We start from the raw sequence: 11,414 nt of genomic DNA, 5'->3' as shown, positions 1-11,414 counted from the left end.
GACGGGTCCCATCGAGGAGTCCCATGACGAGCATCCCGACCGCCGCCGACCCGATGACCACGCTGCGCCGGCGCACCAGCGCGAAGTGGCGCACGTATCCCGAGGACGTGCTGCCGATGTTCGTCGCCGAGATGGACTTCCCGCTCGCGCCGGCGATCGCCGCGGCGCTGCACGAGGCGATCGAGCTCGGCGACACCGGCTACGTCGGCACCCGGGACGCCGACGCCGAGCACGCGTTCCGTGACTTCGCCGCCACCAGATGGGGGTGGTCGCCGGATCCGAAGCGCATGCGCACCACGACGGACGTGAGCGTCGTCATCGTCGAGTCCCTTCGGCGGCTGGCAGGGCCGGGGGACGGCGTGATCATCACGCCCCCGGTGTACCCGCCGTTCTACGACCTGATCCCCGAGGCAGGGGCGAGCGTCGTCGAGGTGCCGCTTCGGGACGACGGGGCATCTTTCGCCCTCGACCTCGAGGGGATCGATCGTGCGCTGGCCGCAGGCGCGAAGGGCGTGCTCCTGTGCAGCCCGCACAATCCGGTCGGACTCGTTCACGACCGCGCCACCCTCGAGGAGCTCTCTGCGATCGTCGCCCGGTACGACGGCTTCGTCCTCGCCGACGAGATCCACGCGCCCCTCACCCACGGCGGGGGGCCGTTCACGCCATACCTGTCGGTGTCCGACGAGGCTCGTGCGCACGGGATCGCCGCGGAGTCGGGCAGCAAGGCGTTCAACCTGGCCGGGCTCAAGACAGCGTTCTTCGTCGCGGCGTCGGACCGCATGACCGAGCTCATCCGCGGACTCCCCGACGAGGTGACTTATCGCACCGGGCACTTCGGACTCATCGCCACACGCGAGGGGTTCGCACACGGGTCGGAGTGGCTCGACGGAACGATCGCCGCGATCGAGGCGAACGTCGATCACCTCGAAGCGGAGCTCGCCGCGACGCTGCCGGCGGTGCGGCTGCGGAGGCCGTCGGCCGGCTTCCTCGCGTGGCTCGACATGTCGGCGCTCGGGTGGGGTGACGACCCCTCCGTCACCGCGCGCCGGAAGGGGCGCGTCGCTCTGGCGAGCGGGCCCGCCTTCGGAGCGCAGGGTGCCGGCCATGCGCGCATGAACATCGCATGCGCGCCGGAGACCATCACCGAGGCGGTGAGCCGGCTCGCGGCCGTGCAGCCCTGACCGCGGCGGAGTCGGTGACCCGGCCGGCGCCGGAGAACGGCGGATGCGGACCCGGACGCGGACCGGAACGACTCAGGCGAGGACGGCCGCCATCGACGCGAAGATGGCGACGTCGCTCAGGAAGTGGATGAACCAGGCCCAGAACAGCCCGCGCGTCTCGAGCATCGCCTTGCTGAGCAGCCATCCCATGAAGATCGACGCCGCGGCGCCCAGCAGACCACCGGGGGTGCCGAAGTAATGAGCGACGCCGAAGAAGAGCGCCGACTGCCACAGGGCGTGACCGCTGCCGACCGCCGGGTCGAGGGTCGCCAGCATCGGCGCCCGGTACGTCATCTCCTCCGAGAAGGCGTTCATCGCGGCGAAGGCGACGATCGGCACCAGCATCGGCCACAGCGACGCGAGCACGGCCGAAGACGGGCGCGTCACGGCGAACTGAACGATCCCGAGGACGGCGGCGATCCCCACGCCCCAGATGAGTCCGAAGCGACGCCACGAATCCGGCCGCGGGAAGCCGAGCAGCCGGACCGGGCGGATGGGCGCCGTCAGGTCGCCGACGCGCAGGTAGAACTCACCGGGCCGGTAGCGGAGCAGCAGGAGCACGGACATCATCACCAGCGCCGCAGCGAGCTTCTCCGTCTGCTCAGCCAGCATGCGCGCATCGAAGGCGCCGGGACCGAGGAGGCCGTCCACGGCGGGGGTGAGATCGAGTGATGCGGATGCGGCCAGCACGCACAGCAGGACCGCCATCACGACGCTGAACCGCCACAGCGCGCGCAATCGCCGGATGAGGAGGGAGCCGGCGAGCACGGCCAGCGCGAGGCCGATCTGTGCGGCGGCGATCCACCAGGGGACGGTGTCGAAGAGCTCCGCTGCCACGATGAACGGGATCGCACTGGCGAGCACGGTGAGGCTCCAGCTCAGGCCGATCGCCGGTCTCGCACCGGGGGGAGCGGCTCGCCAGGCAGGTTCGCGCAGCTCCGCGCGAAGGCCTGCCGTCGTCGCGTCCATCGCCGTGTCTGCGATCACGCGCCGAGGAGAGCGAGCGTGTAGTAGATGACGTACACGGGCCACACCGCCGCCTGGAGCAGGCCGAGAACGACGGCCCAGAAGCTCCCGTCCGAGTAGGAGATGAAGTAGATCGCCGCTCCGATGTAGGCGAGGAGGAAGAAGAATCCCCAGGGCCCCGCCTTCTCGACGACCCTCACCGTCCGTCCGCTGCTTTCCATCCGTGCCTCCCGTGTCGATCGCGTCCAGCGTCTTCGGGCCCCGGTCTGCGCAGTGGGCCGAACGTCCCGTCGCGGTGGCGTTCGCTTTCTCGACCCCGGCCCGGCGGGGGACCATCGTCCCGCTGCGGCCATCGGCGACGTGCGACGCTCGCGGTGGGCGCGGGACGCCCCTGAAAGATAGGAGTCAGCAATGGCACGCAACCTTGTGAGAGCGGATCCTTTCGCCCAGCTCTCGGCATTGACCCGCGACATGTTCGACGGGGGCTTCCGTTCGCTGCAGAGCAGGATGCCGACGACGGACGTGTACACCGAGGACGGCACGGCACTCGTGGTCGAGGCGCACCTCCCCAACTTCCAGGAGTCGGACATCAGCGTCGACGTCGACGCGGGCGCGCTGGTGATCCAGGCGGAACGTCGGGAGAAGGAAGAGGACAAGAAGAAGGAGTACGTGGTGCGCGAGAGCAGCAGCAGCTTCTATCGGAGTGTCGTGCTTCCGGAGCAGGCTGATGAGGGCGCGATCACCGCGACCTTCAGCGGCGGAGTGCTGAAGGTCAGGGTCCCGCTGACCGAGACGGCTGCACCGCGCAGGATCTCGATCGGCACCCACGACGAGTGATCACGATGCGCTCCGACGGCCCCGGGCGTCTGACGAGACCGCCCGGGCCGTCGGAGGCTCGGTCGCACGCGGACGCCCCGTCCTGGCACGCGATCCGCGCCGACGAGGTCCTCGCACGCGTGGGATCCTCGGAGCGCGGCCTCCCGAGCGACGAAGCCGCCCGGCGCCGGAGTGCGGGCGGCCCCAACTCGCTCCCCCGGCCGAAGCCGGATTCGTGGGGAACGGTGCTGCTGCGCCAGTTCGCCAGCCCGCTCATCCTGATCCTCCTGATCGCGGGGGCCGCGACCGTCGTGCAACAGGAGTGGGTGGATGCCGCCGCCATCCTCCTGGTCGTCCTCCTCAACGCGGTGCTGGGGTTCTGGCAGGAGCGGAAGGCGCAGCGAGATCTGCGAGGGCTGACCTCGCTGGAGGCTCCGACGGCGAGAGTGCGCCGCGACAGCGGCACGGAGGTGCTGGCCGCGCGGGACGTGGTCGTCGGCGACGTGGTGCTGCTCGAACCCGGAGACCGCGTCCCCGCCGACATCCGACTGCTGTCGGTGCTCGATCTGCAGGTGGACGAGTCGGCTCTCACCGGCGAATCGCTCGCGTCGGGCAAAGCAGTCGGCGCCCTGGCGGAGACGACCGCGCTCGCCGACCGGGCCAACATGACCTATACGGGAACCCTGGTGATGCGCGGCCGCGGCTCGGGGGTGGTCGTGGCCACCGGCCGCGCCACCGAGCTGGGCCGCATCAGCGATCTCGTGCAGGAGACGGACCATCCCACTCCGCTGCAGAAGGTGACGCGGGATCTGGAACGCTACATCGGCATCGCCCTGCTCATCGCCGTCGCCTTCGTCTTCGTCGTCGGCCTGGCGGGAGGCTACGGCCTCGCCGAGATGTTCCGGACGGCGGTGGCGCTCGCCGTGGCATCCATCCCCGAGTCCCTCCCCGTGATCCTGACGGTCGCCCTGAGCGTGGGTGTCTCGCGTCTGGCGCGCAGAGGAGCGATCGTTCGGACGCTGCCCGCCGTCGAGACACTCGGGTCGACGACGGTGATCGCGACCGACAAGACCGGCACCCTCACCGCGAATCGGCTCGGCGTCGAGGCGGTCTGGACCGCGGACGGACTCTGGCGTCCCGGTGATCCGCTCACCGCCCTCGCCCGGCGCTCGCTGCGGGCCGGTGCCCTCACCAACGAGGCGGTGCGCGATGCGCACGGCGAGTGGATCGGCGACGCGGTCGACGTCGCGGCCGCAGCCATCGCGCTGGACGCCGGCGCCGTCGACGACGCCGAGTTCGCGGCGGCGGCAGAGATCGCGGCTCCCTACGAGGTCGAGGCGCGCCTCTCGCAGTCGGTGCGGCGGGATGCCGATGGCCGGCGCTTCCTCTTCGTCAAGGGCGCGTTCGACCTCGTCGCCGGCGCGAGCCGCGCGGTCGCAGGGTCGGACGAGCCGGTCGGCAGGGACGGCCCGATCTGGCGTGCGCACGAGGCACTCGCCGGCAAGGGGCTGCGCGTGATCGCGACGGCCGAGCGAGCACTTCGACCCGACGAGGTGGTCTCGTATCCGATGCCGGCACCCCGCGGCCTGACCCTGCTCGGACTCGAGGCGATGACCGATCCGCCGCGGGCGGGAGTGGAGGAAGCGATCGCGGCGTGCCATCGCGCCGGGATCGCCGTCAAGATGCTGACCGGAGACCACACGGCGACCGCCTGCGCGGTCGCCGCGCGACTCGGGATCGACGTGGGGCGGCCGCCGGTGACGAGCACGGAGATGGCGTCGCTGGACGACGCCATCCTCGCGGCGAGGCTGGAGGAGACCGGCATCGCGGCGCGCGTCACGCCTCTGGACAAGCTGCGAATCGTGCACGTGCTGGAGGAGCGCGGCGAGGTCGTCGCCGTCACCGGCGACGGGGTCAACGACGCGCCCGCGCTGAAGGCGGCTTCGATCGGGGTGGCGATGGGACGCTCCGGAACCGACGTCGCACGCGATGCGGCGGACATCGTCCTGACCGACGACAACTTCGCGACGATCGTCTCGGCGGTCGAGCAGGGCCGTGTGACGTTCGCCGCCATCCGAAACGCGACGTTCTTCCTGCTGTCCACGGCGGTAGCCGGCGTTCTCGCCCTGTCGATGAACGTCCTGCTCGGGCAGCCGCTGCTGTTCCTGCCCGTCCAGATCCTCTGGATCAACGTGGTCACCGACAGCGTTCAGGACATCGCGCTGGCCTTCGAGCCGGCACAGGGAGACGAGCTGTCGCGCCGGCCGCGACCCCGCAGCGAAGGAGTGCTCTCGCGGGCGCTCTGGTTCCGGACCTTCATCACGGGCGTCTGGATGGCGATCGTCGTGCTGCTCATGTTCGAGTGGTCCCTGCGCGGCGGTGCCGACCTCGAGACCGCGCGCACGCTGGCGCTCGTGACGTTCGTCCTGTTCAACGTGTTCCAGGTCGGGAACGCCAGATCCGAACGGCTCTCCCTGATCGCGCTGAGCCCGCTGCGCAACCGGCTGCTGCTGACGACGGTGGTCGCATCGATCCTGCTGCTCTGGGTCGCCGTCTCGTGGGCTCCTGCCGCCGAGCTGCTCGGTCTCGCGCCGCTGGCCTTCAGCCAGTGGCTGCTCGCGGGATGCCTCGCCTCGACCGTGCTGGTGATCGTCGAAGTCGACAAGCTCGTACGGCGACTCGCGGCGCGGCGGCACAGGTCCCCGGCGACGGGACCTTCGGCCTGACACGCGCGGGCTCGCGCCACGAGGCTGAGTCCATGCCGGAAGCTTTTCGCGACCCCGCCCCGCACGAGGCGGGTCCTCCCCTGCCATGGGAGCACCCGGGAATCCTCGTGGGGGTCGACGGTTCGGCCTCCTCGGTGAGAGCTCTCCGACACGCGGTCGACATGGCTCCCCGGCTCGGGCTCCCCGTCCACGCGGTCCTCCTCTGGGACTATCCCACGCTCCTCTCCGGCGAGTACTCCTCCCCCGACGACCATCCCGATCCGGGTCCGGGAGCCGACGAGGTCCTGGCATCCGCGGCGGAACAGGTCTTTGCGAATGAGGTGCCGGAGTGGTTCACCTCCAGCGTGCGACGCGGGCGCCCGGCTCGCGAGCTGGTGAAGCTGTCGGAGGAGGCTGCCCTGCTTGTCGTCGGCGGCCGTGGCCACGGCGGGTTCACCGGACTGCTCCTCGGCTCGGTGAGCGACGCATGCGCCGCGCGGGCACGCTGTCCCGTGCTCGTCGTTCACAACCGCTGAGGTCGGATCCTCACGCCAGCGGCACCGTCTCGAGGTGCTCGGGAACCCTCGCCGGCCAGCCGAGCTCGTGAATGATCCGGGAGCGGAGCGTATCGGCGGCCGACGGTTCGCCGTGCGTGACGTAGACCGAATCGGGCGCCTGTGGTGCGCTGCGCATCCACGCGAGCAGCTCGTCCGCATCCGCGTGCGCCGACATGGAGTCGAGATTCACGACCTCCGCACGGATAGGCACGTCCTTGCCGAAGATGCGGAGGCTCCCGGCTCCGCCGAGCAGGGCGGCGCCTCGCGTGCCCCCGGCCTGGAAGCCGGTGAGGACGATCGCATTCGCGGGGTCCGATCCATACGCGACGAGGTGGTGGAGGATGCGTCCGCCGGTCAGCATTCCGCTGGCCGAGATGACGACCATCGGTCCACCCCGCAGGTTCAGCAGCTTCGATTCGTCCACCGAGCGCACGAGCGTCGGCAAGCTGTAGACCCGCCCGAGCTCGTCGGTGTCGAGCCGATGCTCGGCGGGGTATCGGCGATAGATGTCCACCACCGACACCGCCATCGGGCTGTTCACGAAGATCGGCAGTTCGGGGATCTCGTGGCGCTCGGCCAGACGTGACAGGTGGAGCAGGATCGTCTCGGTGCGCCCGACGGCGAACGCGGGGAGCAGGACCACTCCGCCGCGCGTGGCGACCCGCCGGATGACGTCACCGAGCACGATTTCGGGATCCTCCGGGTCGTGCTTCCGATCACCGTAGGTCGACTCCGTCACGAGGACATCCGCCGCCCCCATCCGCTCCGGCGGGAGCATGAGCGGATCGGTGGCGCGACCGAGGTCACCGGTGAAATGGACGGTGCGCCCGTCCACCGTCAGGCGGACTCCCGACGCACCCAGGATGTGCCCGGCGGGCACGAACTCCAGCTGCATCGCCGGACTGATCGACGTCGACTCATGGAAGCGGCGCGGCTCCAGACGCTCGAGGGCGGTGGAGACGTCCTCGACCGTGTAGAGCGGCCGTGGGTCGGCGTGTTTCGACCACTTCTTGGCCGCCGCGTGGCGGGCCTCCTCTTCGAGGAGGTGAGCGCTGTCGGGCAGAATGATGCGGCACAGGTCCGCCGTCCCCGCCGTGGTGTACACGGGCCCCCGGAAACCGTCGCGAACGAGCGCCGGGAGGTAGCCGGAGTGGTCGAGGTGCGCGTGCGTCAGCACGACCGCGTCGACCGACGAAGGTGCGACGGGAAACGGGGCGCGATTGCGGGCGCGCAGAACCTTGTACCCCTGGAACATTCCGCAATCGACGAGCACACGACGGTCACCGGAGCGCACCAGATAGCGCGAGCCGGTCACGGTGTCGGCGGCCCCGAGGAACTGCAGCGAAGGACCGGCGAGGCGCGCCGGGGCATCCGGATCGTGTCTGCTCGACCCTCCGGCCATGGCGGATCAGCGCCTCAGTGCGCCGCGGTCGGCGCGAGCGCGGCAGCGAGTTCGGCACCCCACCGCTTCGCGCGGTCGATCTCGCCGGCCTCGAGGTGGCTGTTGCGGTCCACGAGGAAGCTCATCGGCTCGGCCAGCCGCCGCGAGCCGAGCTTCGACATCCTGCGGTCGATCGCGGCGGCCGCCGATCCGGTGAAGATGCGCGGCATGTCGACTCGGGTGTCGAACGCCACGTGCCGGGCGACCTGCGGCTCGTACTGCTTGAGCCACTCGCGGATGCCCGGCGCATCGAACTCCGGCTCCAGTTCGAGATCCATCTGCTCGTTCGCCGCCCACTTCACCGCGTCGACCCGCGACTCGGGACGACTGAGTCCGTGTGCATGCGTCGGGGCACCTACGATCAGCACCGACAGATCGTCCGGCAGCGAGTGCGCGTCACGGACGGGGATCAGGGTGACCTGCTGTCCGGCGCCGAGTCCCTCGGCGATCGCCTCGCCGATCCGGCGCGTGCTCCCGAACATCGACTCGTAGACGATGGCGACGGTCCCTGTGGGCTCGTGATTCATGTCCTTGCTCTCCTCTTGTGCTGGTGTGCGTGCCATGTCAGATCGCCGCCCAGCCGCCGTCGACGGGGATGACGGCACCCGAGACGTTGGAGGAGTCGTCGCTCAGCAGCCACGTGATCGCGGCGGCGAGCTGCTCCGGCCGTGCGACCGTCGGAACGTTGGTCTGCAGGAACGGCCCGATGCGCGCCTGGCCCCACTCCGAGTGGAAGGGCGCCTCGATGTTCGTGGCTACCGGACCGGGCGCCACCGCGTTGCACCGCACGCCGCGGGGCGTGTAGAAGAACGCCGTGCTGACGGTCAGTCCGTTCACGGCGTGCTTGGAGGTCGTGTAGGGCGTGCCCGCCGCCGATCCGCGCTGGCCGGCCTCCGAACCGACATTCACGATGCTCCCTTGCCCGCGCGTCACCATCCCGGGGATGACCGCGCGCATGAGCCGCATCATCGCGGTCAGGTTCACCGCCATCACGCGGTCCCACGTCGCGTCCTGGATCTCGCCGGTCGGCTCGAACCCGTCCATGATGCCGGCGACGTTCGCGAGACCGTCGATGCGGTCGCCTGCGGCGTCGAGGATGGTTGCGACCCTGGCGGGGTCGGTGATGTCGGCGGCGACGGCCACGATGTCGCCCGCCACGTCGCCGGTGAGCCCTTCCAGCCGCTCCGCCGATACGTCGACCGCGATCACACGGCATTCCTCCGCGGCGAGCCGCGCCGCCGTGGCCCTGCCGATCCCCGAGCCGGCACCGGTGACGATGACGGTGCGTCCGGTGAAGCGAGATGCGTTCTCAGTCATGACGTTCCTTTCGTGTCGATGCCATTGCACCGTCGGGTCGGTGCGGATGCCGGGCCCTAAGTCCCGCCCTGCGGCAGACCGCGCGGGACCAAGGACCCTCTCCGGGATCGCCCCGGCGTCGTACCGTCGCCTCGCGGCAACGCCACGAGCGATCAGGGGGCACGGATGGAACGCATCGTTCTCGGCTTCGACGGCACGCGCGCTTCGGCCTCGGCGCTCGAGTGGGTCGCAGAGCGCGCCTCGCGGGAGACCGCCGCCGTCGGCGTCGTGAATGTCGTCTCACCGTTCGCGAGGGACCGCGCGGAGACTCTGGACGAACTGGGGGAGGCCGAGGCTTTCCTTCGCGAACGGGCGCCGGGTACGAGCATCGCCCTGCACCGGCTGGAGGGGGACGTCGTTTCGGCGCTCGGCGACTTCGCGCAGGCGTCGGACCTGCTGGTCGTGGGCATCAACCTCGGCCACCCGATCCGCGCCACAGCGGCCGGCGCGACCCCCCTCCGGCTCAGCGCGCAATCGCGCGTGCCCGTCACGATGATCCCCGCCGGCTGGGTGAGCCGCGCCGATGCCGTCACCGTCGGTGTCGCCCCGGATGAGTCCTCGGCGGCCGCGCTCGCGTTCGCCGCACGGGAGGCCCGGATCACCGATGTCCCGCTGCGACTCGTGCACGCCTGGCTCATGCCGACCCCCTCGTTCTCCGGGAGCACCGTGCTCGTCCGGACTCCGGAATCGGTGGTCGCCGAACACCGCGAGGTCATCGACCGCGCCCTCTCACGGGTCATGGAGCGGTACGCGACGATGTCGGTCACCACGGAACTCGTCCGCGACAGCCGTTCCGCCTCCCTGCTGCGATTCGCGGGGCGCTCCTCGATGCTCGTCATCGGAACGCACCATCGGGGCGTGTTCGAGGGGAGCCTGCTCGGCTCGGTCGCACAGGAGGTGCTGTGGCATGCGGAGTGCCCCGTCACCGTCGTTCCCAGCGAGGCACGGGTCTCGCGTTTCGAAGAGGAGGTATGACCGATGGCTCGCCTGCAGAGGATCGTCCTGCTGTCATCGTTGGCATTCGTCGCCGTGACCGCACTCGCCGGCGGCGTCGCGCTGGTGCTCGGGAGCATCAGCCCGTCGCTCGGAACGGTCCTGATCCCGCCCGGCGACTACCTGTCGGGTTCGCCGTTCGACTCGTACGCGCTGCCCGGCGTCGCGCTCATCGCCCTCGTCGCCGTGCCGCACGGCGTCGCGTTCTTCGCCGTTGCACGTCATGACGGCTGGGCCGCGCTCCTCTCGGCCGTGGCCGGATTCGCGTGCCTCATCTGGATCTTCGTCCAGATGATCTACATCCCCTTCAGCCCGCTGCAGGCCATCTACTTCGTGCTGGGCCTGCTCGAGATCGGCTTGACCCTGCTGCGGCTGGGCGTCCTCTCGTTCGAGCCACATCCCCGCCGCTCGACGGCGGTCCCCGTCGGCAGGAACGGATCGCTTCCCATCGATCGCTGACCCGGCGGATCGCGGAGCGACCCCTCGAGGTCACCCGCTCGACGGGACGACGACGACCGGCGTGCGGATGCTGCCGATCAGGTCCTGGCCGACCGAGCCGGAGAACCCGCCCGCGAGGACGCCCTTCCCGTGCGTGCCCATCACGAGCAGCGAGCTGTCGGCGGCCGCCCGGCTCAGGGCCGCGACGGCGTTGTCCGCGACGAGCACCGGTTCGACGACGAGGCCGGGGAAGAGCTGCCTGATCCCGTCGATGGAGCGGGTGAGCAGCTCCTGGTGCTGGTCGCGCGCCTCGCGGCGCGGCACGGCGATCGCCGAGGACTGCGCCGACGAGAGGGGCGTCGACCACGCGTGCACGACGCGCAGGCTCTCACCCGTGGCGTGCGCCTCGCGGGCCGCATAGCCCGAAGCCGCATCGCTCGACGTGTCGGTCGCGAGGGCGAGCGTGACGGGGCCCGAGAGGGCGGACCACCCGGCGGGGACCACGCAGGTCGGCACGCTCGAGCGCGAACTCACGCGCAACGACATCCAGCCGTGAAGGGCCTCACGTGCCGGGCGGTCGGGGTCGGCGCCGATCACCAGGATGTCGGCATCGGCGGCGGCATCCACGAGCGCGCCCGGCATGCGACCGTCGATGCGAGCGGTCTCGACGGGGAGCGCGGGGATCTGCGTGTGCAGTCGGCGCTCCGCACGCGCGAGCTGCTCCTCGGCCATCGGCCGATCCTGGAGAAGAGGGTTCGTGACGATGACGACTTCGACCCGGGCGTCCCGCCGCAGTGCCCGGTCGGTCACCCAGTCGAGCGCGGCGTCCGCGCCGGCCGTGCCGTCGTAGCCCAGCAGAACACGCTCCATCGACGCCCCCCTTCGGTCCTCCGAACGTAGGGAGGCGGCCGAGGGGGTTCGC

At 70.6% G+C, this 11,414-nt stretch carries 12 protein-coding genes; 6 read left to right on the top strand and 6 right to left on the bottom strand.

Going from position 1 to position 11,414, the window contains the following annotated elements; genetic code table 11:
• Positions 1 to 23: 23 nt before the first annotated feature.
• Positions 24 to 1,181 carry an aminotransferase class I/II-fold pyridoxal phosphate-dependent enzyme gene (locus tag HF323_RS00450; protein WP_188241615.1) on the top strand — a complete coding sequence of 386 codons (1,158 nt, stop codon included), beginning with the start codon at positions 24 to 26 and terminating at the stop codon, positions 1,179 to 1,181.
• Positions 1,182 to 1,253: 72 nt separating this feature from the next.
• Here HF323_RS00450 and HF323_RS15675 read toward each other — a convergent pair whose 3' ends face one another.
• Entirely contained in the window at positions 1,254 to 2,207 is a 954-nt protein-coding gene (locus HF323_RS15675; protein WP_169580619.1) for a CPBP family intramembrane glutamic endopeptidase, read from the bottom strand.
• Entirely contained in the window at positions 2,204 to 2,407 is a 204-nt protein-coding gene (locus tag HF323_RS00440) for a hypothetical protein (RefSeq protein ID WP_169580618.1), read from the bottom strand. The genes HF323_RS15675 and HF323_RS00440 overlap by 4 nt, the downstream gene beginning before the upstream one ends.
• A 190-nt stretch (positions 2,408 to 2,597) precedes the next feature.
• Between HF323_RS00440 and HF323_RS00435 the strand changes: the two genes are divergently transcribed.
• The 3 genes from HF323_RS00435 to HF323_RS00425 are packed head-to-tail and all read left to right on the top strand — an operon-like array spanning position 2,598 to position 6,243.
• The gene (locus tag HF323_RS00435; RefSeq protein WP_169580617.1) at positions 2,598 to 3,023 is read left to right on the top strand and encodes an Hsp20/alpha crystallin family protein; all 426 of its coding nucleotides are present in this window, start codon (positions 2,598 to 2,600) and stop codon (positions 3,021 to 3,023) included.
• 5 nt (positions 3,024 to 3,028) lie between these two features.
• Positions 3,029 to 5,728: an HAD-IC family P-type ATPase gene (locus HF323_RS00430; RefSeq protein WP_169580616.1), complete on the top strand. Its 2,700-nt coding sequence runs from the start codon at positions 3,029 to 3,031 to the stop codon at positions 5,726 to 5,728.
• A 32-nt stretch (positions 5,729 to 5,760) separates the two neighbouring features.
• On the top strand, positions 5,761 to 6,243 hold the full coding sequence (locus tag HF323_RS00425) for a universal stress protein (protein WP_169580615.1): 483 nt from the start codon (positions 5,761 to 5,763) through the stop codon (positions 6,241 to 6,243).
• A 10-nt stretch (positions 6,244 to 6,253) separates the two neighbouring features.
• On the opposite strand, the gene HF323_RS00420 is transcribed toward HF323_RS00425, so the two are convergent.
• Genes HF323_RS00420 through HF323_RS00410 form a run of 3 tightly spaced genes read right to left on the bottom strand, consistent with a single transcriptional unit; the run spans position 6,254 to position 9,022 of the window.
• Positions 6,254 to 7,666 carry an MBL fold metallo-hydrolase gene (locus HF323_RS00420; RefSeq protein WP_169580614.1) on the bottom strand — a complete coding sequence of 471 codons (1,413 nt, stop codon included), beginning with the start codon at positions 7,664 to 7,666 and terminating at the stop codon, positions 6,254 to 6,256.
• A gap of 14 nt (positions 7,667 to 7,680) precedes the next feature.
• The gene (locus HF323_RS00415) at positions 7,681 to 8,232 is read right to left on the bottom strand and encodes a hypothetical protein (RefSeq protein ID WP_169580613.1); all 552 of its coding nucleotides are present in this window, start codon (positions 8,230 to 8,232) and stop codon (positions 7,681 to 7,683) included.
• A 37-nt stretch (positions 8,233 to 8,269) separates the two neighbouring features.
• Entirely contained in the window at positions 8,270 to 9,022 is a 753-nt protein-coding gene (locus tag HF323_RS00410) for an SDR family NAD(P)-dependent oxidoreductase (RefSeq protein ID WP_169580612.1), read from the bottom strand.
• A 165-nt stretch (positions 9,023 to 9,187) separates the two neighbouring features.
• On the opposite strand from HF323_RS00410, the gene HF323_RS00405 reads away from it, so the two are divergent.
• Both HF323_RS00405 and HF323_RS00400 read left to right on the top strand, forming a co-directional pair.
• On the top strand, positions 9,188 to 10,036 hold the full coding sequence (locus HF323_RS00405; RefSeq protein WP_169580611.1) for a universal stress protein: 849 nt from the start codon (positions 9,188 to 9,190) through the stop codon (positions 10,034 to 10,036).
• Between the two features lie 3 nt (positions 10,037 to 10,039).
• Positions 10,040 to 10,513, top strand: coding sequence for a hypothetical protein (locus HF323_RS00400; RefSeq protein ID WP_188241614.1), 474 nt, complete (start codon positions 10,040 to 10,042; stop codon positions 10,511 to 10,513).
• Positions 10,514 to 10,543: 30 nt separating this feature from the next.
• On the opposite strand, the gene HF323_RS00395 is transcribed toward HF323_RS00400, so the two are convergent.
• The gene (locus tag HF323_RS00395) at positions 10,544 to 11,362 is read right to left on the bottom strand and encodes a universal stress protein (RefSeq protein WP_169580610.1); all 819 of its coding nucleotides are present in this window, start codon (positions 11,360 to 11,362) and stop codon (positions 10,544 to 10,546) included.
• Positions 11,363 to 11,414: the final 52 nt, after the last annotated feature.

It is taken from the genome of Microbacterium sp. MF43, assembly GCF_012847295.1.
GTDB lineage: Bacteria > Actinomycetota > Actinomycetes > Actinomycetales > Microbacteriaceae > Microbacterium.
Note: the sequence above shows the minus strand (reverse complement) of the source record. Positions and strands in the feature narration are given on the sequence as shown.